This is a genomic window from Halogranum rubrum (genome assembly GCF_900114455.1).
Classification (GTDB): Archaea; Halobacteriota; Halobacteria; order Halobacteriales; family Haloferacaceae; genus Halogranum; species Halogranum rubrum.
This window is the reverse complement of record NZ_FOTC01000009.1, coordinates 1-21,001: the sequence shown is the minus strand read 5'-3', so window position 1 is coordinate 21,001 and position 21,001 is coordinate 1. Positions and strand designations below refer to the sequence as shown.

At 61.7% G+C, this 21,001-nt stretch carries 22 protein-coding genes; 11 read left to right on the top strand and 11 right to left on the bottom strand.

Annotated features, from left to right (window positions below):
* Positions 1–43 precede the first annotated feature (43 nt).
* Positions 44–199, top strand: a complete 156-nt coding sequence (locus BM083_RS23580) for a hypothetical protein (RefSeq protein WP_169315607.1) — start codon at positions 44–46, stop codon at positions 197–199.
* On the opposite strand, the gene BM083_RS20845 is transcribed toward BM083_RS23580, so the two are convergent.
* Together BM083_RS20845 and BM083_RS20840 are read right to left on the bottom strand one after the other, a co-directional pair.
* The gene (locus tag BM083_RS20845; protein WP_089872298.1) at positions 189–1,325 is read right to left on the bottom strand and encodes a CobW family GTP-binding protein; all 1,137 of its coding nucleotides are present in this window, start codon (positions 1,323–1,325) and stop codon (positions 189–191) included. The genes BM083_RS23580 and BM083_RS20845 overlap by 11 nt on opposite strands.
* Before the next feature lie 53 nt (positions 1,326–1,378).
* On the bottom strand, positions 1,379–1,699 hold the full coding sequence (locus BM083_RS20840) for a cupin domain-containing protein (protein ID WP_089872296.1): 321 nt from the start codon (positions 1,697–1,699) through the stop codon (positions 1,379–1,381).
* 159 nt (positions 1,700–1,858) lie between these two features.
* Here BM083_RS20840 and BM083_RS20835 point away from each other — a divergent pair, with 159 nt between their 5' ends.
* Positions 1,859–2,425 (top strand): metal-dependent hydrolase, encoded by a 567-nt coding sequence (locus BM083_RS20835; protein ID WP_089872294.1) that lies wholly within the window; start codon positions 1,859–1,861, stop codon positions 2,423–2,425.
* Positions 2,426–2,438: 13 nt separating this feature from the next.
* On the opposite strand, the gene dnaJ is transcribed toward BM083_RS20835, so the two are convergent.
* From dnaJ to grpE, 3 genes are all read right to left on the bottom strand, one after another.
* A complete protein-coding gene (gene dnaJ / locus BM083_RS20830) occupies positions 2,439–3,590 on the bottom strand; it encodes a molecular chaperone DnaJ (protein ID WP_089872292.1) in 1,152 nt (383 codons plus the stop codon).
* Between the two features lie 215 nt (positions 3,591–3,805).
* The gene (dnaK, locus tag BM083_RS20825) at positions 3,806–5,713 is read right to left on the bottom strand and encodes a molecular chaperone DnaK (protein ID WP_009365546.1); all 1,908 of its coding nucleotides are present in this window, start codon (positions 5,711–5,713) and stop codon (positions 3,806–3,808) included.
* A 314-nt stretch (positions 5,714–6,027) separates the two neighbouring features.
* Positions 6,028–6,666 carry a nucleotide exchange factor GrpE gene (gene grpE, locus BM083_RS20820; protein ID WP_089872290.1) on the bottom strand — a complete coding sequence of 213 codons (639 nt, stop codon included), beginning with the start codon at positions 6,664–6,666 and terminating at the stop codon, positions 6,028–6,030.
* A 187-nt stretch (positions 6,667–6,853) separates the two neighbouring features.
* Here grpE and BM083_RS20815 point away from each other — a divergent pair, with 187 nt between their 5' ends.
* A complete protein-coding gene (locus tag BM083_RS20815) occupies positions 6,854–7,849 on the top strand; it encodes a glycerophosphodiester phosphodiesterase (RefSeq protein WP_089872288.1) in 996 nt (331 codons plus the stop codon).
* Positions 7,850–7,853: 4 nt separating this feature from the next.
* Here BM083_RS20815 and BM083_RS20810 read toward each other — a convergent pair whose 3' ends face one another.
* On the bottom strand, positions 7,854–8,594 hold the full coding sequence (locus BM083_RS20810; RefSeq protein ID WP_089872286.1) for a proteasome assembly chaperone family protein: 741 nt from the start codon (positions 8,592–8,594) through the stop codon (positions 7,854–7,856).
* 124 nt (positions 8,595–8,718) lie between these two features.
* On the opposite strand from BM083_RS20810, the gene BM083_RS20805 reads away from it, so the two are divergent.
* Both BM083_RS20805 and BM083_RS20800 read left to right on the top strand, forming a co-directional pair.
* The gene (locus tag BM083_RS20805; protein ID WP_089872486.1) at positions 8,719–9,654 is read left to right on the top strand and encodes an RsmB/NOP family class I SAM-dependent RNA methyltransferase; all 936 of its coding nucleotides are present in this window, start codon (positions 8,719–8,721) and stop codon (positions 9,652–9,654) included.
* Positions 9,651–10,178: a DUF7122 family protein gene (locus BM083_RS20800; protein WP_089872285.1), complete on the top strand. Its 528-nt coding sequence runs from the start codon at positions 9,651–9,653 to the stop codon at positions 10,176–10,178. The genes BM083_RS20805 and BM083_RS20800 overlap by 4 nt, the downstream gene beginning before the upstream one ends.
* A gap of 9 nt (positions 10,179–10,187) precedes the next feature.
* Here BM083_RS20800 and BM083_RS20795 read toward each other — a convergent pair whose 3' ends face one another.
* Both BM083_RS20795 and BM083_RS20790 read right to left on the bottom strand, forming a co-directional pair.
* Positions 10,188–10,409 carry a hypothetical protein gene (locus tag BM083_RS20795; RefSeq protein ID WP_089872283.1) on the bottom strand — a complete coding sequence of 74 codons (222 nt, stop codon included), beginning with the start codon at positions 10,407–10,409 and terminating at the stop codon, positions 10,188–10,190.
* A 47-nt stretch (positions 10,410–10,456) separates the two neighbouring features.
* Positions 10,457–11,980, bottom strand: a complete 1,524-nt coding sequence (locus tag BM083_RS20790) for a DUF790 family protein (protein WP_089872281.1) — start codon at positions 11,978–11,980, stop codon at positions 10,457–10,459.
* Positions 11,981–12,075: 95 nt separating this feature from the next.
* On the opposite strand from BM083_RS20790, the gene BM083_RS20785 reads away from it, so the two are divergent.
* A complete protein-coding gene (locus BM083_RS20785) occupies positions 12,076–12,474 on the top strand; it encodes a hypothetical protein (RefSeq protein ID WP_089872279.1) in 399 nt (132 codons plus the stop codon).
* Between the two features lie 71 nt (positions 12,475–12,545).
* Here BM083_RS20785 and BM083_RS20780 read toward each other — a convergent pair whose 3' ends face one another.
* Positions 12,546–14,639 carry an alkaline phosphatase PhoX gene (locus BM083_RS20780; RefSeq protein ID WP_089872277.1) on the bottom strand — a complete coding sequence of 698 codons (2,094 nt, stop codon included), beginning with the start codon at positions 14,637–14,639 and terminating at the stop codon, positions 12,546–12,548.
* A 218-nt stretch (positions 14,640–14,857) separates the two neighbouring features.
* Positions 14,858–15,286: a hypothetical protein gene (locus BM083_RS20775; RefSeq protein ID WP_089872275.1), complete on the bottom strand. Its 429-nt coding sequence runs from the start codon at positions 15,284–15,286 to the stop codon at positions 14,858–14,860.
* 137 nt (positions 15,287–15,423) lie between these two features.
* Between BM083_RS20775 and BM083_RS20770 the strand changes: the two genes are divergently transcribed.
* Positions 15,424–15,612 carry a hypothetical protein gene (locus BM083_RS20770; RefSeq protein WP_089872273.1) on the top strand — a complete coding sequence of 63 codons (189 nt, stop codon included), beginning with the start codon at positions 15,424–15,426 and terminating at the stop codon, positions 15,610–15,612.
* A 7-nt stretch (positions 15,613–15,619) separates the two neighbouring features.
* On the opposite strand, the gene BM083_RS20765 is transcribed toward BM083_RS20770, so the two are convergent.
* Positions 15,620–16,972: a DEAD/DEAH box helicase gene (locus tag BM083_RS20765; protein WP_089872271.1), complete on the bottom strand. Its 1,353-nt coding sequence runs from the start codon at positions 16,970–16,972 to the stop codon at positions 15,620–15,622.
* Positions 16,973–17,026: 54 nt separating this feature from the next.
* Between BM083_RS20765 and BM083_RS23575 the strand changes: the two genes are divergently transcribed.
* The 4 genes from BM083_RS23575 (at position 17,027) to BM083_RS20750 (ending at position 20,461) form a co-directional block, all read left to right on the top strand.
* Positions 17,027–17,179 (top strand): hypothetical protein, encoded by a 153-nt coding sequence (locus BM083_RS23575; RefSeq protein ID WP_177197734.1) that lies wholly within the window; start codon positions 17,027–17,029, stop codon positions 17,177–17,179.
* 155 nt (positions 17,180–17,334) lie between these two features.
* A complete protein-coding gene (locus tag BM083_RS20760; protein ID WP_089872269.1) occupies positions 17,335–17,673 on the top strand; it encodes a DsrE family protein in 339 nt (112 codons plus the stop codon).
* A gap of 317 nt (positions 17,674–17,990) precedes the next feature.
* Entirely contained in the window at positions 17,991–19,466 is a 1,476-nt protein-coding gene (locus tag BM083_RS20755; RefSeq protein WP_089872267.1) for a right-handed parallel beta-helix repeat-containing protein, read from the top strand.
* A gap of 389 nt (positions 19,467–19,855) precedes the next feature.
* Positions 19,856–20,461, top strand: a complete 606-nt coding sequence (locus tag BM083_RS20750) for a hypothetical protein (protein WP_177197733.1) — start codon at positions 19,856–19,858, stop codon at positions 20,459–20,461.
* Positions 20,462–21,001 lie beyond the last annotated feature (540 nt).

The window sequence follows — 21,001 nt, the reverse complement described above, 5'->3', positions numbered from 1 at the left end:
CGCCCGACGCATTAATCTCTCTCGTGCCCCACTACTGTGTACGATGTGTCAGTACTGCATGTACAACGCCGAGGGCTGGACGCAGCTCCTCCAGTACGACGACGTCTATCAAGCGGCCATCGCCGACCTCGCCGAGAGCGAGTCGACCTACGGCTTCCACGAGTCGTGGGACGAACTCAAAGCCGACCTCATGTCGTAGGGAACGGGTCGTCGAAGCTCCCCGCATCGAGTTCGTCGTCGGTGGCGAGACAGTCGTCGAGTTCACTGGCGAGCGAGAGGTCGTCGAGGTTCGTCCCGATAAAGACCAACCGTGTCTCGGGGTCGTCGTCACCCCACGCACCGATTGGGCCGGCCTGTATCGACGGTCCGGCCTGACTGAACCCCATGACGGTGTCCGGCCGACCGGCGAGGTGAAAGAACCCCTTCGCGCGGACGATGTCGCCCGACCAGTCGTCGAACCACGCCTGCAGTCGTTTCGGGTGGAACGGTCGCTGCTGGCGGTAGACCGTCGACGAGATACCGTGACGCTCGGCGGTCGAGGGGTGGTCGTGGTCGTCGTGTTTGTCGTGGCTGGCGCTCTCCGCTCCGTGACTGTGACTGTCTGCGAGATGCCGTTTCCACCCCACCTCTCTGCGTGCCTGTTCGAAGTCGAACCGTCCGGTCCCGAGCACGAGCGACGGGTCGACCGCCGAGTACTCAGTCCGGATAATCTCGGCGCGGGGTTGGAGTTCACGGACGACTGCTTCGATTCGCGCTAGTTCGTCGTCCGGAACCATGTCGCATTTGTTGAGCAGGAGGACGTCACAGAACTCGATGCTGTCGACGAGTACGTCTGCCAGCGGGCGGTCGGGCGTCCGCATTCGGTCCGGAACCCCCTCGTCGACGTCGAACTCTTTCCAGAACCCGTAGGCGTCGACGACGGAGACGGTGGTGTCGAGACGGAAGTAGTCGGCCGGGTCGACGTCGCTCTCGTCGGACCCGACGGTGAACACCTGTGCGACCGGAATCGGTTCGCTGATGCCCGACGCCTCGACGAGCAGGTAGTCGAACGACCGCGTCTCGGCCAGTCGCTTCGCCTCGGTCAGCAGGTCCGACTGGAGGCGACAACAGATACAGCCGTTCGAGAGGTCGACGACGCCGTCGTCTTCAGAGCTGTCGGCGATGAGTTCGGCGTCGATGTTGACCTCGCCCATGTCGTTGACGATGACGGCGACGTCGTGACCCTGCGGGTCGTTCAAGACGTGGTTGACGAGCGTCGTCTTCCCCGACCCGAGATAGCCGCTGACGAGTGTGACCGGAATCTGGTCGTGTTGTGTGTCACTCATAGCCATGTTATCTGTTAGGACGTATGACACGTATCGTTGTCGGTGCGGTGACGTTACGGCGAACCCACGATGACCAACGTACTCGCGACGTCGCCGTTGTGGAGTTGCCGGACGGCGTCGGGTGAGACACGGACGGCGTCGCCCGCAGTGAGTTCGAGCGTCTCACCGTCGACGGTGAGCGACGCTGTCCCGTCGACAAGCACGTACACTTCCTCGTGGTCGGATTCGACGTGGTCGTGTTTCTTGCCCGTCCATCCGGGTTCGGCGTCGACGACGGTGACACCGAAGTTCTCGCAGTTCAATGCGTCCCGGAGGAAGTACAGTCCCCCGCCGATGGCGTCGACATCGTGGTAGTTCACCTTCGTGTGAGCCATTCTCTCAGATTCGGTTCGTGAGTGCAAATAGTTTCACACGAGTCGAAGGCTACGGTGGGTGTGCGTATGTCACGCATGTGAACTCTTACCACTGCGTAACTGGGGGTAGTTACCGAATGGTTGTCTGAGAGTTAAAGGGGAGAACGACGCCGTGAGAGTATGTACCTCCCAGGGCACCTTGGTATCGCACTGCTGTGTTCGACTCCACTCGCGGCGTTCTTTCAGCAGTCTGGGTTGCGACGTGCGTCGCAGGTCGGTGTCCTCGGATTTCTCGTCACAGCGTCGGCACCCGACGTTGACCTCTATCTGTCTGCGGTTCCGCACCGAGGAATCACGCATACGTTCGTCGCGGCGACGGCCGTCGGCCTCCTGTTCGGTGTCGTCGCTGCCTCGACGCGACTCCCCGCTCTCCAGAGTCGCCGACGCGACTTCACGTTCGGGTTCGCCGTCGGAACACTCGGAATCAGCACGCATCTCGCTGGCGACGTCATCACGCCGATGGGAATCCAGCCGTTCGCACCGCTACTCGACGCACACTACACGCTGAACCTCGTCTACGCGAGCGACCCGACGGCGAACGCGGGGTTCCTCGTCGCCGGCGCCGCGGCCCACATGCTGAGTACCGCCTTCGTGCGTGGCCGCGTTCCGTCGTCGACGCCGACGCAACCACAGACGCAAGTGGAGTCGACTACGCCGCTCGTGGAGACGGAACCGGACCTGTCGTAAACCGAAAACCGGGTCAGAACGAGTTCTTGATCTTCTCGAAGAAGCCCTCTTTCACGTCGACTTCGTCGCCGCCCGCCTCGGCGAACTCCTTGAGCGCCTCTTTTTGCTCTTTGTTGAGTTTCTCTGGCGTGACGATTTGGACCTGTACGAAGAGATTCCCCTGTCCACGTCGCTGAAGACGAGGCATTCCTTTGCCCTTCAGACGGAACGTCTCGCCGCTCTGTGTCCCTTCGGGGACGTCCATCTCGACGGTTCCGTCGAGCGTCTCGACGTCGACTGTCGCGCCGAAGACGGCCTGTGGGAAGGAGATGGGGAGTTGAACGTACAGGTCGTCACCCTCGCGACGGAGCGTCTCGTGGTCGGTGACCTGAATCTCGATGAGCAGGTCGCCGTTCGGCCCACCGTTCTCGCCGGGCGCGCCTTCGCGCTCCATCCGGAGACTCTGTCCGTCGCGGATACCGGCGGGGATGTCGACGGAGAGCGTCGCCTCGTTGCGCACCTGTCCGTCGCCGTGACAGGTGTCACAGGTCTCGCTGTAGAGTTCGCCTTCGCCGCCACAGTGCCGACAGGTCTGGGTCTGTTGCATCCGGCCGAACGGCGTCTGCTGGACCGTCGTCGTCTGGCCCTGTCCGTTACACTCCGAACACGTCTCGACGTCGGCGTCCTCGGGGTGGCCCTTTCCGTCGCAGTCGGGACACCGCTCGGGACGAGTGATAGTCACCTGTTTCTCGACGCCCTTGAAGGCGTCCTCCAGGTCGAGGGTCAGACGGGTGCGGAGATCCGCGCCCTTCTGCGGGCGGTTACTCCGCTGGCCGCCGCCACCGCCGTTGAACAGGTTGTTGAAGATGTCCTCGAAGCCCATGCCGCCACCCATGCCACCGCCACCGCCGAACCCGCCGCCGCGGCCGCCGCCACCGCCGTCGAAGCCGCCCCGCTTCTCGGCTTGTTCGAACTGGTCGTGGCCCATGCGGTCGTACGCCGAGCGTTTCTCCTCGTCGGAGAGGACCTCCTTCGCCTTCTTCACCTGTTTGAACTTCTCCTCGGCGTTGGGGTCGTCGCTGACGTCCGGATGGTACTCGGTTGCCTTCTTCCGATAGGCCTTCTTGATCTCGTCCTCGTCGGCATCCCGGGATACTCCGAGCACGTCGTAGAAGTCCTCGCTCATCAGTTATCGCATCCGTTATCGGTCGAACTACTTGAAAAGCGCGCTTGTCGCGTCGAATCGGTGTCGCCCGTGCCGACAGTCGGGACTGTCGACGAGTAGCAACAGCGGAAAGAGAGAACTGCAATCAGCAGGTGATGCGCTGAGACGACTTATTTGTCGTCTTCATCGACGTCAACGTTCACGAGAGCAAAGCTCTCGTGAGCGAACGAGAGCGACTATTTGTCGCTCTCGTCCACGTCTTCGAAGTCGGCGTCGACGTACTCGTCGCCGCCATCGGAGTCGGCACCGCCGGGACCTGCACCGCCCATGTCACCCATACCAGCGCCGCCACCCATACCGCCGGCACCGCCCGGACCGGCCTGCGCCTGCTGGGCCTCCTGTTGCTGGTACATCTGCTTGCCGATCTCTTGGAGCTCTTTCGAGAGCGACTCGGTCGCCTCTTCGAGTTCCTCGGTCGTCGCGTCGTCGTCTTCGAGCGTCGCCTCGACGTCCTCGATTGCGGTCTCGATGTCGGCGCGAAGGTCGTCGTCGACCTGCTCTTCGTTCTCTTCGAGCAGCGAGTTCGCGCGCTGAACCGCGCTCTCGGCGTTGTTGCGTGCCTCGATGCGCTCGCGACGTTCCTTGTCCTCTTCGGCGTGCTGTTCGGCCTCCTGCTGCATGCGGTCTATCTCGTCGTCGGAGAGACCGGCGCCGCCTTCGATGGTGATGGACTCGGCGTTACCGGAGCCTTTGTCCTCGGCTTCGACGTTGACGATACCGTTCTCGTCGATGTTGAAACCGACCTCGATCTGCGGCGTTCCGGCGGGTGCCGGTGGGATGCCGCTCAGTTGGAACTCGCCGAGCAGTTCGTTCTCTTCGGCGATTTCACGCTCGCCCTGGAAGACACGGACGTTGACGGAGGTCTGGTTGGCCGCTGCGGTGGTGAATATCTTCGACTCTTCGGTTGGGATGGTGGTGTTCTTCTCGATGAGACGCTCGAACAGCCCACCTTTGACCTCGATACCGAGCGAGAGCGGCGTGACGTCGAGGAGGACGATGTCGTCGACTTCGCCGCCGAGGACGCCACCCTGGATGGCCGCACCGAGTGCGACCGCTTCGTCGGGGTTGACGTTCTTCTTCGGCTCTTTACCGAGCAGTTCGGTGACCTTCTCTTGGACCTGCGGCATCCGGGTCGACCCGCCGACGAGGATGACCTCGTCGATGTCGTCTTTGTCGTAGCCGGCGTCTTCGAGCGCCTGCTCCGTCGGGCCGACGGTACGGTCGATGAGGTCCGAGGTCAGCGACTCGAACTTCGCGCGTGTGAGCGACTGTTCGAGGTGAACCGGTCCAGAGTCGGTCGCCGTGATGAACGGCAGGTTGATGTCGGTCTCCTTGCGGCTGGAGAGCTCGATTTTGGCCTCTTCGGCGGCGTCCTTCAGTCGCTGAAGCGCCTGCCGGTCCTCGCGGAGGTCGATACCGTGGTTGTTCTTGAACTCCTGTGCGAGGTGGTCGATGATGGCCTCGTCCCAGTCGTCGCCGCCGAGGCTGTTGTCCCCGTTCGTGGCGACGACTTCGTAGACGCCACCGCCGAGGTCCAGTACCGAGACGTCGAACGTCCCGCCACCGAGGTCGAAGACGAGCACGGTCTGGTCGGAGTCGTCGTCGAGACCGTACGCCATCGACGCGGCCGTCGGCTCGTTGACGATACGCTCCACGTCGAAGCCGGCGATTTCGCCAGCGTCTTTCGTCGCCTGACGCTGCTTGTCGTTGAAGTACGCCGGGACCGTGATGACGGCCTTCTCGACGTCGTCGCCGAGGTAGTCTTCGGCGTCACGTTTGATCTTCTGGAGGATCATCGCCGAAATCTGCTCGGGGGTGTACTGCTCACCCTCGACGTCGACGGTGTAGTCGTCCTCGCCCATGTGCCGTTTGATGGAGCGGAACGTCCGGTCTGGGTTCTGGATAGCCTGGTTCTTCGCAGGCTTGCCGACCAGTCGTTCCTCGTCGTCGGTGAAGGCGACGACGGATGGGGTGGTTCGGTCACCCTCCGCGTTCACGATGATTTCGGGGTCGCCTCCCTCCATCACGGCGAACGCGCTGTTCGTGGTACCAAGGTCGATACCGAGAATCTTGTTGCTCGCCATGTTGGTTTGTCGTACCGGCTTCCCGCGGTTAAAGGTTACTAGACGAGACGAGATTGGCGAGAACGATAACCCGCCGCAGTCGTGCGGTTTTTGTCTCTTTCGAATCAGACCGTTCGGGAGGTTTATATCGAACCGCGAATCGTGGGTGCGATGATGGCAGAGTGTAGATACGTCGGCGGTGATTCACCGGTCGTTCACCGGTGGTTCACTGGGGCGGTGGCTGCGAGGCAGTTCGGCAAGAGATTCTGTGGAGCGGACCAGTCGATAGACTGCAAGCGTCGAAGAGCGGGTGTTCTCGGTCTCGACGGGAACAGCTACTGACCGTCGCTAACCGTAATCTGTGCCGCGCGGATGACCTTGTCGGCCATCTCGTAGCCCGGTTGGAACACGTCGGCGACGGTGCCCTCGGGTTGGTCGCTGTCGACGCGCATCATCACCTCGTGGCGCTGTGGGTCCACGTCCGTGCCGGGTTCGGGGTCGATGATTTCGACGTTCTCGCTGTCGAGGATGCGGTCGAACTCGTCGAGCGTCGACTTGACGCCGGGGCGGATGTCGGCGTCGTCGTCTTGGTCGAGCGCACGCACGAGGTTGTCGCGAACGCTGACGACACGCTCGACGAAGTCCTCCGTCGCTCGCTCTTTGACCTGCTGTTGTTTCTTCTTCGAGCGCTTCTTGTAGTTCTGGAAGTCCGCCTGCTTGCGCTTGAGTTTCCCTTCCAGTTCCTCGATTCGCTCTTCGCGGTCTCCGAGTTCCGATTCGAGATGCGTGACTCGCGACTGGAGGTCACGAACCTCGGCGGCGAGTTCGTCGTCGTACTCGGCGACGCGAGCGGCGATGTCGACTTCCTCGGCCTCGGTGGCCGCTGCGTCCGCTGGGGACTCCTCCTCAGCGACGCCCGCGTCGTCGACCGGCACCTCTTCGACTTGCTCTACGTCGGGAGCCTCGTCTGTCATGTTCGGAAGAAACGCCCGACGAGGTATAAGGTTGTAGATGTGGTACGCAGAGTCTCCGTCCGTCCTTCTCGCCTCTCTCTTCGACGCCCGTCTCCCGACCGCTCCCAGTGACATCGTTTTCCACGGTTCGACATTGTCTCACATCGAAACAAATTTTAATTATGTTCGTCGAGTGGATAGATTCGCTATGCCTGAGAACGGAGACGTCGGCAGACGAACGTTCCTGCGCGGAACTGGTGTCACGGTAGCGGGACTCACCGCGACGGCGGCCGGGAGCGGCGTCGCCCTCGCGAGCGAGGAGACAGAAACGGACAAGCAATCCGACCGAGACGAGCGTCGTACGATGGGACAAAACGGCGAACCGACGACGATTGCTCACCGCGGGTTCGCGGGTATGTACCCCGAGAACACCGTCGGCGCAGTCGAGATGGCGGCGCGGGACGGCGCGGACATGGTCGAGATAGACGTCGTGCCGACCGCCGACGGCGACGTCGTCGTCTTCCACGACGACGGACTCGCCGGCCGCGACGGCGGCGAGCGTGGACTGACCGACACGGAAGGAATCGTCTGGGAGACGCCCACCGACGTCGTGACGAGCGCCGAAGTGCTCGACAGCGGCGAGACGGTTCCCCTGCTCTCGGAACTGCTGGACGCCCTCCCGGCGTCTGTCGGCGTCAACGTCGAGTTCAAGAATCCGGGGTCGACGGACATCAGGTTCGCCGAGAACCTCTCGGGTGAGACGCTGGAGACGCAAAAAGAGCTCTGGCGGCCGTTCACCGAGGACGTCCTCGCGGTCGTCGACGAGTACGAACACGACATACTGGTCTCGTCGTTCTGCGAGGCGGCCATCGCGACGGTTCGGGAGGCCGCCCCCGAGATTCCGGTCGCGTTCCTCTTCTGGGACGACATCGAGGCCGGACTGGACATCACTCGAACGTACGGCTGTGAGGCGCTCCACCCACCGTACAACCTCGTGAAGGGGACGCCGTTCTTCGGTGACGAGTACTACACGAGTGGGCCGTACGCAGATATCGACCTCGTCGACGTCGCCCACGAGGAGGGGAGAGCGGTCAACGTGTGGACCATCGGCACGTGGTATCAGGCGCAGGAACTTGCGAAGGCTGGCGTCGACGGTCTCATCGCGGACTATCCGGGGTTAGGGAGGTTCGGCGACCGGTGTTAGCCGCTCACTGATACATCCGGAGCGGTTGTGCCTGCGTACTCTCCTCGTCGACTTCCTGCATCCGCTGGGCGAGTCGCTGTTTCGCCTCGCGAATCTCTTCGGTGTGATTGACGAGGTCGTCGACGGGACACTCGATACCCGTGAGCGGTTCGATACCGTCTTTGATGATAACCCGTGCCGCTTCGGGGTCGGGGAACTGTGGGTCCGACTCGACGACGAGACCGACGCTCGTCAGGTGGTGTTCGAGGACGTGATTCATCAACGCACCCGTCGGCCCGGTGACGATACCCATCTCGGTCGGCCGGCCGATACCGGCCTGTTCGAGGTGTGCGGTTCCCTCACCGGTTGCGACGCCGTAGAGTGCGGGTACGTCGTCGGACTTCTCCTCGCCGATACCGCTGAGGAAGATGGGGACGACGCCGTCTTCCTCGAACCAACTGCGGATACAGGTGGCGAACTCCGTCGCCGCCTGCGGGTGGATGGGGACGTCGCTCTGAAGGACGAGCAGGTCACGTTCCTCGTCGGCGTAGATGCGGACCGGCGTCCGGAGTTCGGCGTCGTCGGCGGCGTAGACGGCGACGCGAGGGATACCGTCGCAGTGGACGTTCGCGTAGTGGACCATCTCGAACTCGTCGACGAGGTGGTCGGCGGCGATTTTCCCGACGAGGCCGACGCCCGGCAGTCCCTCGACCATCATCGGTTCGTCGAGCGAGAGGTCGTCGGCGAGGATGTCGATATGAGCCATAGTTGTGCGAAGGAGTGGCAGACTACTAAAGGGGTTGGCCGTGGGCGCACCGAGTGCACGAGAGTGGAAACCCGTCCGACAGACTCCGAAACCGACAAACGACCCCATCGGAAAGAGAGACGTAATGAACCCCTTACAGCGGTACCTCCCGCTCGTCGACGACGAGGAGGCGTTTCTGGAGGCCTGCGACCGGCCACTTCCGTACTCCGTCCGGGTCAACACCATCAAGACGACTGTCGACCGAGCGACGGAAGCGCTCGACGACGAAGGCGTCGGCTACGAACAGACCGACTGGAACCCCGAGATTCTGCGTCTCACCGAGGGGAAAGCGGGGACGACGTGGCCGTACTTCCACGGCTGGCTCCACGGCCAAGAGGAGGTCTCTGCGCTGCCCGCCATCGCACTCGACCCCCAACCGGGCGAAACCGTCTGGGATACCTGCGCTGCACCGGGGAGCAAGTCCACGCAACTTTCGGCGCTGATGGACGACGAGGGGTTCGTCGTCGCCAACGACAACAGCCTCGGGCGACTCTCTGCGCTCCGGCACAACGCCGAACGTCTCGGCGTGACGAACGTCGCCGTGACGAACAAAGACGCGCGAAACTTCTCGCTGAAACCCTTCGATTTCGACCAGTTCGACCGCACCCTCGTCGACGCGCCCTGCTCGTGTGAAGGGACGTGTCGGAAGAACCCCGATGCGCTGGAGAAGTGGACGATGGACCACGTCCACAGCGTCGTCGGCATCCAGAAGGGAATCATCCGCCGCGCGATTCAGGCGACGCGACCCGGCGGCACCGTCGTCTACTCGACGTGTACGTTCGCCCCCGAAGAGAACGAAGCCATCGTGAACCACGCGCTCGAAACCGAAGACTGCGAAGTCGTGGAGTTCGACACGCCGCTCGAAACGTCACCGGGCATCACCGAGTGGGAGGACGAGGAGTACCACCCGAGCGTCGAGAAGACCCACCGCGTCTATCCGCATCAGAACGACACGGGCGGCTTCTTCTGTGCGAAGTTGCGGGTCGGTGGGGTTGCCGAAAGTGAGGAGGGAGAAGCATGAGCGACGAACCGTCGAACGACGGCCAGCGGTTCGACCGTCTCCCCGAGACGGCCGAGGAACGCGAGGTTCCGGGACGAGCGACTCGCGAAGAAGTGCTCGACTGGTGGAACGAGCGGTTCGAAATCCCGCCGGAGACGTTCGACGAGTACACGTTCTGGGAGAAAGGTGCGGGGAAAGTGTGGGTACTTCGCGGCGACACCGCGAACCCCATTTCCGTGGAGGGACTCGGGATGACTTTCCTCCGCACGCGACAGGAACACTGGAAACCGACGACGAACGCCGTCCAGCGCTTCGGCCGCGAGGCGACGAAGAACGTCGTCGAACTCGGTGCCGAGGAGGCGACGACGTTCGCCGCCGGCGAAGACCAAGAACTCGACTGGGAGGGTGATTGGGGCTACCTCATCGCCGCCCACGACGTCGCTGGCGAGCGTGAACCCATCGGTGTCGGCCTCTTTCTCTACGGAGAACTGCGTTCGACGGTGCCGAAAGGTCGTCGCGAAAATCTAGACGCGTTGAGCGAGTAAGGACTTCGACTAGTTCGCCTTGCTCAGCTTTCGCTGGTAGAGTTTGGCCGCGAGTTGCGCGAGGTAGCCGAGTTCGCTGCGTTTGTAGGAGATGATGGCGGCACCGAGGAGGATTGCACCGACCTTCTTCTGTCCGCGCTTGAACGACATCACGGCCTCCGCGAGCGTCGAGATGGTACTGAGTTGACGCGAACGTTTCGACCCGAGTAGATTGAACAGTTTAGTCAGCATTGTACGCCACTCTTGGAGTTCACGCCGGAAAAGTCGATGGGCCGCGTTCAGGCTCGTTTGACGGTTCCGCCGGAGAGCCCCTCCCACGCGATACGGTAACCGAGTGCCGCGAGGACGGCACTCGTGTCGGTGAGGCCAGCCTCGTTGCAGACCGCCTCGACTTCCGAGAGCGTCATCTCCGGTTCGATAGCGTCGCCGAGTTCGTCGAGCACCGACGGTCGGACGAGCGTCCGGCCGATGCGACGGTGGGCGGGGAACGACTTCGCCTCGACGGCGTCGACGCTCACCCCGTGTTCGGCCGCGAGGTCGGCGAGAGTGACGACGTCGACGTCGGGTTCCAGCGAGTCGGGGAGCGAGTCGGCGGCGTCGGCGACGAGGTCCGACTCGTACTCGCGGAGCACGTCGACGACGTCTTTCACACGCACCGACCCGGTGTACGGAATCGCCCGATGGTCGCGTGCCGCCACCTCGTCGCTGACGGCCAGCGACTCGTCGACGGCGACGAGCAGGTCTACGTCTTCGACGCCCGCTAACTGTCCGAGTTTCTTCTCGACGTAGTCGGGTGTCCAGAAGCCCATAATCTCGAAGTAGACCCGAAACCTGCTGTCGGTCGCCGTGCCGGATGGCTCGTAGTCGAACGCGAAGTCCGGAATCATCACCCGTTCACCGTCGTCGACGGCGAGCGGTTCGGGTTCGCGCACGAGCGTCCAATCGAGGTCCAAGGAGCGAAACCGGGCGGCGAAGTCGGCCTCTACGTCGCTGTCGAAGGCTGGTTCCGCGACGGGGTCGACACCCGGCACGCGCACGTCGGCGTCGGTGAGCACCAACTCGCGGTCGGTGCCTCGGTCGTCGATGGTCGCGACGAGTCGCCAGTCGTCGGTCTTGGCGGCGGTCCGGAGTAGACGGGCGAAGCCCGTTCCGTATCGTCGCGTCCGGCGGAACAGCGCGTCCGGGCCGGTGACGACCAGTTCTCGACCCTGCGGCGTCTGGTGGACCTCGTACATCAGTCGAAGGCGTTTGACCGCCGAGACGAGCGCTTTCGGGTCGGCGCACCGAATCCGGACCTCGGTAGCGTCGAACAGCGCCGTCTGCGCCAAAGAGAGGTTGTACTGGTCGAGCAGTTCCTCGGGACTCCATCGAGGGGTGAACTCGGAGAGGACCTGATTCACGTCGCGGTCGGCGTAGAGCGACCGGTCGATTGCGACTGTCTCGACGCCGAGTCGGTCGGCGGCGACGTCGAGTGCCGCGTCTCGGTCGTCGTCGCTGGCGACACCCACCGATTCGGCTGCCTCGAAGACGACTCGTCGGACGCGCTCCGGCGGCACCGACGCCCGCGTCTCGAACGTCGTCTCGCGGTCACAGAGCGCCGCAAACCCACGGACGAGTTTGAACGACTCCGCTTCGCTCTCGAGCGCGGTGAGCGCCTCCTCCAGCGTGCCGCGTCGCTCGCCGACGTGTGACTCGAACGTGTCGACGACGCGGGCAGCGAGCGACTGTACCTCCGGGCCGACGAACTGGGGGTGGTAGCCACCGCCGGCGCGGGAGACGCGCAGGAGGTCCTTCGTGAGCACGAGCGTCGGTAGTCCCCGATTCTTTATAAGTAACGTGGGACGAGAGGACGGTCGCGGAGGACAAGGCTCATACGCCGAGCGACTGAGCCTCGGGTATGAAGCGACGGGCACTCCTCGCGACGCTCCCCTTCACCCTGTCCGGCTGTCTCTCGGCGCTGCCCGGCCCGGATGGTCCACGAATGCCACCGACCGAACCGGCGGACAACCCCCGAGACGACGGCGAGCAGAAACCGCTCGTCGCCGGCGACTTCCGATTCAAACGAAACGACGAAGACCGACTTCGCGTCGTGCTCACGATTACGAACCGGACGGACGACGAACAGACTGGCACCGTCACCGGGACGCTGACGCTCGACGGCGAGACGTACGAACGGACGACCGAGGTCACCGTCGGCGGTGGAGAGACCGTAGAGACCGAGCTACTGTACGAGGAAGTCGATTTCGACGAGTTCCGAGACGCTGACTCGTTCGACTTCTCGGCGACCGTCGACTGAGTCGGCGCAGGCGGTATTCGGGGTCTGTCGACCAGTCAAAAAAGCGTGACTACGAGAACGTTACGAGCGGCCTACTCTTCGTCTTCGCCGTCGCCGTCGTCGCTTCCGTTGTCGTCACCGTTCCCGTTGCCGCCTCTGTTCCCGTTGTCCTCGTTGTTCCCGTCGGGTGACCAATCGGAGGGCGTATAGACGTACAGACAGTCGTTAGGGTACGAGCGGCCGTACTGGTCGGCGTCTTCACAGCAGAGGACACGGCCGTCGTTCAGGACGAGCAGGTTGTCGATGTTGACCAGCGCGTCGTCGGCAGTCTCGGCGGTGTCGGTCGCGTCGGGGCCGACGATGACCGGTTCGAGCGTTGAGATGTCGTAGTCCGGTTCGATTTCGGCACGGTAGACGAGGCCGCCGTCGACGCGGTCGACGCGCACGTCACCCGCATCGTCGCTCATGCCGGTGTTGACCTCGGAGATGCCGACGTAGATGTAGTCGCCGGGTTTGGCGCCGTCGGCGCTGTCGATACCCTCGCTCTTGCGGAACTCGACGGTGCCGCCGACCTCCTTGGCCGCGGCGCGGGTTTCGAGGAACGGAACCTTTCGTAGCTCCTCGTCGACGCCGTTTGGGCCGTTCGCCTCGTACTGGCTGGCCCACGCCAAAATCTCCTCGTCGGAGACGTAGCTCTGATTTCCGCCTTCGACGACGGCCTTGTCGGCTTCCATCAGCGCCTGCTCGAAGTCCTCTCTCCAGTCAGTCTCGGCGTGCGTCTCGAGGTAGCAGACCTGGTCGACGTCGTCGTATTCGGCAATCCACTCGGCTACCTCAGCGTTCGAGGCGTGTCCTAGTTCGATCCAGTCGAGTTCGAGGTTCACCTCGGCGGGCGGTTCGTTCGCGGCGGCCTCCTGATTCGTCACCTTCGCGACCGAGAGCGTCCCGGCGACGTCCATCGGCTCTTTGTAACTGGGAATCGGTCGGTCCGCGACGAACTTGTAGAACCCCTTGTCGTCGCCGTCGGAGGTGAGATAGACCGTCTTTCGGTCGCTCTGGACGTCCGGGCACTCCCACGCGGCGCGGCCCATGACGTGGTACTTCACTGGCTGCGGGGTCTCGCTCGTCGGTTCGCGGAAGTCGACGATGTAGCCGTAGCGGTACGGGTTCGGGTACGGGCCGTCGATGGGTGTCGTCGTGTTCGTGTCGCCGTCTTGGTCGACCGGGTCGGCACCGAGGTAGTACGCGAGCAGTTCGAGGCCGCCGAGCGCCCAGTAGCCCTGAACCATCCACGAGTCGTCGCCGTAGTACTCGTCGACGGCGCTCTGGACGTCGGTCGGGTTCGGACGGTTGTAGAACTGCGCTGCACCGCGCTGCTTCGGGCCGTCGGTGTCGGCGAAGTCGCTCGTCTTCGTCTGCAACGAGAGTCGCGGGTGCGAGTACTCCTCTTCTGCGGACAGGGGGGTTCCCCACGGGCTGAGATCGCCGTAACAGTTGATTCGAGTGCCGCCGATACTGCGGAAGGCATCGGTGTTCGCGAGGTTCGTGGTGTCTTCGAGGTCTGCCTCCCAGCGTCCATCTTCGGTCTGGCTGAGGGGCATCTTCGAGATGTCGCCCGGACTCTGCTCCCAGTTGGTGAACAGATAGCCCTCCGTCTCGGCTTCGTTCGTCGGGACGAACCGGTTCATGTCCGGGTTGTAGCCGAGTTCGGAGTAGCGCGACCCGGCGAACTCGGTGACGCTCGTTCCGTCCGGCGTCGTCGGGATGCCGAGTGTCTCACCGTTCCCGACCGTGTCTCCCTCCTGTGCGAACAACGTGTACTCGCCGTTACCGACCCGAACCCGAGAGCGCTGGTCGTTCGTCGACGGAACGTCCAGTTCCTCGAACTCGGGGTTCATCACGTCGTAGCCAGCGACGTAGCCGACGCCACCTTTGTCGAACGGGGCAGGGTTGTCTCGGCTGGGGTGTTGGAGACTGAAGAAGAGCGACCCGCCAGCCGTCACTTCCGGCCCCGTCACCTCCGCACCGAGTGCGGTCGAAGCGAACCGCCGGAGGTCCCCTCTGACGCTAGGCGCGTTCGGTGTATCCGTGTCTTCGTCTGCGGCGGTAGCGACGCCAGCAACGCTGGCACCCAGCGCTGCTGCTGCTGTCGTCGCCATCAAGTTCCGTCGTGTGAAGTCAGGCATGCAACTGGACCACAGGAGGCAGATGAAAAGTAAATTTGTAAGTGGGACATATAGAATTATAGAGTATCCGTAAACGATTGAGTAGTATAGAGACTAACATCAAGTTCGGCGAAAAAGATGTATTCTTCACGAAGAATGAGCAGGTGGCACGCGAATCGGCGCCTCTGACGCCGTGGCGACCGGACGCCACGAATCTCAACCGAACGCCGCGAACCGTCTTACGACATTCCCTGTGCCTTTGCACCCGCTCGAATCTCCTCGGCACGCTCGTGAACCCACGACGCGTAGCGTTCGATCTTCGTCGGCTTCACGCCGTAGAACGACGCGACCCAGTTGACGTCGACACCGGGCATCGTGAGGAAGTAGGCGGCGACGGTGTCTTTTCCGGCTTGGATTATCTCCGGCGGGACACCACGGTCACCGGTTCCCGCCTCCTGAAAGCCGTTGACGTCGAAGTAGACGTCGGCGTAGAGTGCTGCGGTGTCGGCATCGTCGAAGGTGATTTCGGTGTGCTGTGGAGCCTCGAACCGGTAGCGAGGGCCGTCGGCGTCGGTGGGATGGCACTCGACGATTCGGACGTCTAAGATGTACGCTTTGAACACCGATTCAGTCGTGTCGTCGGCGAGTGTCTTGTCGGATTTCGACATGGTGAGGTCGTGTGAACCAAGCGGGCCCGAGCGCAGACGCCGCGGGCGACGCAGTGTCACAGGCGCATATCCGCCGACCGACGTGTAAAGCTGCGTATGTGGGATATATACCGGTACAGAGGGTTCTGAGCGGTTCTGTGGTCGTCCGGCTTGGCGGAGAGTTCGACGAAACCGTCCAGATGGATGTCGTGCGAGACGGAGTGCCGAAGGCGCTCGTCGAGACCGACTCCGCCGGTGCTCGTCGCTGGGCCGAAGCGCAGTATCAGCGGTACAGAGAGCAGTCCGAACGAGTGACCGAGACGTGTGGGGGTACTACCTCAGACTGACACGCCGCTACCGCCGCCGACTCGCAATCCCCTCTTCGGCCGTCTCGGCGCTCACCAACTCGTAGAGGACGGCCCGTCCGCCGTCCGCCTTCGGTCGGAGCACTCGACCCAGACGCTGCGTGAACTCGCGTTCGCTCCCACTGCCCGAGAGGACGACGGCGACGTTAGCGTCGGGGACGTCGACACCCTCGTCGAGGACGTTCGCCGTCACGACACGGCTGTACCCACCCTCGCGGAACCGTTCGAGAATCTCGCGACGCTCTTTGGCACCTGTCTCGTTGGTGATAGCCGGGATCAAGAACCGCTCTGAGAGCCGATAGACCAGATTCGTGTGAGCCGTGAAGACGATGATTCGGTCCTCGCGGTGACGCTGGAGTATCTCGGCGAGTTCGCGCACCTTCTCGTCGGCGTTGAGCATGATGTCGCGAGCGCGCTGTTTGGCGAGGAGCGCCTCACGTGCCCGCGGGTCGTAGCCCGAGCGCATCACGAGTTTCTGGTAGTCGCTGCCACTTCGAAGCGAGAGTCCAGACGTACGGAGGTAGTCGACGAACGTCCCCTGGGCCTCGTCGTATCGCTCGCGTTCTTCGGGCGTGAGGTCGACTTCGACGCGCTTGATGTCGTAGGCCGCGAGATGCTCGCCCGCGAGGTCGTCGACGTCGACGTCGTAGACGTTCGGGCCGACGAGGTCGGTGATGGCCTCGTGTGCGCCGTCTGGACGCTCGAACGTCGCTGTGAGGCCGAGACGCGCCGGGGCCGTGAACATGCGGCCGATGTCTTGGTAGCCCTCACCCCCGAGGTGGTGGACTTCGTCGAAGACGACCAGTCCGAAGTCGCCGCCGACGTCGTCGGCGCGAAGGTACGCCGAGTCGTACGTCGAGACGGTGATGGCCTCCTGCACTTGCTCGCCGCCGCCGAACTGCCCGATGGGGACGTCGAACTCGGCTTCCAACTCCCGTCGCCACTGTTCGAGTAAGTCGATGGTGGGGACGACGACGAGCGTCGGCACCGAGGAGTCGACTATCGCCGCGATGGCGATGACCGTCTTGCCGCTCCCGGTCGGCAGTTCGAGCACGCCGCGCTCACCGGCGTCGTGCCACGCGTCGAGCGCGTCGCGTTGGTACTCGCGAAGGTCGTAGTCGGTCGACAGCGAGAGCGACGCGGGCGTCTTGACCCGGTCGTCGACGTCGGCACCGCGTTCGCCGAGGACGGCGCGGAGGAAGGCGTACCGGTAGGCAGGCGCGCGGGCCGTCCCGCTCCGTGGGTCGACTTCGACCCCGGGGAGGTCTGCAAGCCACTCGACGTCCAACTCGTCGGCGTCGACTCGGAGCGTGCCGTTCTCGAACGAGAGCCTGACTGTCACTAACGGCGCTTCGTTGGATGCGGATTTATGCCCTCCGGACGAGCAGGCAGGTGTATGAGCGACGAACTCGAAACAGCAGTCGAATCGTTCCTCGACGACGCAGACACCGTCTTCGGCGAGTACGACCAAGGCTACATGGACGCCGACGCCGCACTGTCGCTTCTTCGGGATCACATCGAGGGGTTAGAAGACGAGTACGAGGGCTAATCGAGGTTCTCGGAGGAGGGAGACACCGTTCGTGGAAGCATCGTCCCACGTGAGGAGACTACCGAGTGAGACTCGCCTGGGTGGCTACGAGAATCTCCATAAGTAGCGAACCCAACGAGCGAGCGGTTATCTCCTGAGCCGTCGAATCCTCACACATGAAGGTTGTCTTCCACCACTCGAGCGACGACGCCGAGATGCACGCCCGCGTCGTCAACAACGTCGCGAACCTCCTCGCCGACGAGACAGTCGACGTCGAGGCAGTCGCAGTCGTCGTCAACGGCGGTGGCCTCGGACTCCTCGTCGATGGCACCGACCACCGCGAACTGATCGAGTCGCTGCAGGAACGAAACGTCCTGTTCAAACAGTGTGAGAACACACTCGCACGGAGCGACTGGGAGGAGACTGACCTGCTCGACGGCGTCGAAATCGTGTCGTCCGGCGTGGGCGAGTTGGCGCGACTGCAGAGTGAAGGGTACGCCTACATCAAGCCGTGACGGTACGTCGTCGGTATGTCGTCCAGACGGTTCTCAGGAATCGTGCGGGATAGACTCTCTGAGTGTTGTACGCCACTCTTGACAGCGTTCGAGGACTCTCCGGGGTCGTGCTGAATACGGCGCGCAAGCCGGTTAGCACACGCTTGAGTTTTCAACTTTCCTACGAGAGACGAGTTCACTCGGATATTATTGACTACAGCGCGTACTCCCCTGTGTGACATATCAATTATTTTATACACAAACACATTCTTTCGCTAACGAGACTCACGAACAACGGGATTGGAGTTAAATAATTTACATGAGTGAGGTAGATAGACATGACATATCAATTGCCGTGGCGAACCCAGTACCTTTCCGTCCTCCTCGTTGCCGCTCTTATGATTGGAACCGTCGGGGCGAGTACGCTCCTCGTCGGCGCACAGAACGGGAACAATACCGTTGGTCCGGCCGAGATCAGTTCATGTACCGTAATCGATGAACCCGGGCGGTACATCTTGACCCAGGATATCGAAGACCCCGACGCGAACGTCTGTGTCGACATTCAGGCGAGCGACGTTCACTTCGACGGGAACAGTTACACGGTCGATAGCGGAGTGAACGAAAGCGTTCGCACAGAGGTCACGGAAGGACCGTTCCCGGAGCCACAGAACGTCTCGGTCGGCATCGGGATCGATACGTCCGAATCGCTCTCGAACGTTACCGTCAGTAACGCAACCGTCGTTAACTCCATCTTCGGCGTCTATGGGACGAATCTCTCCGACGCACGGGTCGAAGACGCCACTGCCTCGAACAACACGTTCGGGGTGTTCATCAACAACTCGAGCGACTCGGTGGTGACCGACAGCGCCGCGATGGATAACGTCGTAGACGGCATCGTCTTCGAGTCACTCGGCGGTCGTCCCGTCTCCAACAACACCGTCTCCGGGAGCGTCACCGAGCGAAACGGTGCCCTCGGGATTGCTGTGGGGACCGCCAATGACTCGATGGTGTCCGACAGTATCGCTCGCGAAAACGGGGTGGACGGCATTCTCTTGTTCAGTACGAAGGATACGATCGTAACCAACGTCACTACCTCGAACAACGGGGACGCGGGAATCAAACTCCTCTCCGGAGACGGATTCGCCTCGTCGAACAACACCGTTGTCGACGCCACGTCCACCGGAAATCTCTACGGAACGCTGGCGGCGGGACACGATGAAGTCACTATCTCGAACGTCACCGCCCGCGAGAACGCGGTCGTCGGTATATCCGTGAATAGGTCGTCGAACCACACAATCACCGACAACGCCATCATCGACAATGGCTACATTGGTCTCAGGGTCGCCAACGCCGAGGGCAGCGTCGTGTCGGACAACGTAATCTTGGAGACCCAAGGAGTGAAGCCCGCCGACGTACCGTTCCCGTCGGGTAGTGTCCTCCTCTTCAACGTCTCGGATACCACCTTCAACGAGAACCGAGTCGTCGGAAACAACGCCAGCGGCGTCGTCGTGCGGGACGGAAGCGACACCGTCCTGTTGCTCTCGAACAACGCCAGTGCGAACGCCCGCGATGGGATTGTGATTGACGACTCGGAGGCCGTCGCACTGGCGACGAACATCGCGAACGACAACGGTGACGACGGGATTGAGGTTAATAACTCGAGGCAGGTGTGGCTCCTGCTCAACATCCTCGAGGGGAACGACAACCAGGCCGTAGAGATTACTGACTCAAGAAACGTCGTCCGGATCGATTCGGTCAAAGAGCTTCGAGATCTGCTCGAGCGACTCTTCAGTGAGGAAAGGACTGGGGATTGAAACAAGGCCACAACGGAGAACTGGAAATCGCTCTGAGAACTCTTCGGAACTTCACAGCTCACGTTGTCTCCGAGGATACAATGGTTGTGTGCATGATAACTGTCGCAATTACGGTTTTGGGCTTGGTTATCTTGTCAACCTAGCCCTGAACCAGACAGTCCGTATCAAGACTGCAACATCTAATCCCAAGATATCTGAATAAAATAAACAAATCCGTCTTGCTGAACCCACCCTCCGACTGTTGCACGAACCTTCTGACAACGTTCGGTGAGATCTCTGCAGTCGTGCTGAACTCGACGCGCATCTCGGCCACCTAGTTTCTTCTGAGAAGCGGGACCGTGAAGACAGACTATCGATTGACTGAAACGCGAGTACAGTCTGGTTCTGGTATGCAACGGCTGGATGCGCTCGTTCGCCCTCTCGAACGGTATGCCGATGCGCTCTCTGCTAAAAACCACGGTATCGTCGCCTCTATTTCGTTTTGCATCTTTGTCGGGGTGATTGCTCTGGGGTTCGTTCCGGTGACTCGCCGAATCGAGACGTCCGGCTATTCCACTGCAGATTTGCAGGCCGCGACGACCCGAGAGGAAGTGGACACGATACTGCAGGCCATCGACCCAGTCATGGAGTCAGTGATGCTTCTCTCCATCCTCGATTACGTCTTCATCGTCGCAGGGTTTTTCCTGTTTTTCTCACTCCATTCGGTCTCTCTGAAGGCGCTGGCAGGCCACGACAGGCTAGTCCTGATACCGAAGATAGGGATGGGTCTGACAGTCGTCTCTCGACTTCTTGATTCTCTGGAGAACCTCTGGGTCATCCTCATCTACACGAACCCCGACGATTACGCGACCATCCTGATCGGTCTCATGAACAGCTCTGAAGCGTTGAAGTGGATGGTCGTCAATGTCGAATATCCGATGCTCGGTCTTGCCATCGTGCTTGCACTGCTGACACGGGTTACCTCACTGTTCGACGGTCGCTCAGAGAGCCGATAGTAGGCAGGGTTGAAATTGTAATCGGTGAGAGGTTTTTGCGAGTGTGCTGAACACAGAGCGCGTCTATTCCGTTTGACTCGTGTCCCTACTGAGCAAAACAAAGCTATTTTCCGATATCTACAATTAATATGTGTATGAAACATAATCAGTTTGAGTTCACATACTCTCCAACCCAAACAGGGATTACGATCGGTGTACTGCTTGGAATATTTCAGACCTTCGTCCAGCCAGTGAGGTTTCCGCTTGCTACATTCCTAATTGTGGGTGTTGTGCTTACTCAGTTCGGACATGAGTCTTGGCCTGCAATCGGCCGTACATTTGTCTTCATCAGTATCTCAACTGCGGCGATTTCAGTCCTCCTTGACCTAGGTTTCGGCGGGCCATGGCTATGGCTATGATGACGGACTGACTGCTACATACACCCTCTATATTCGGCTCTGTAGCTTCGCTAGACGGCGGTGGATTTCACGGATTTCTCACGCTCCGCCGCAGGTTGTAGACGGTTGCTTTGAGAATTATTTCGCGGAACTCTAGCCACCA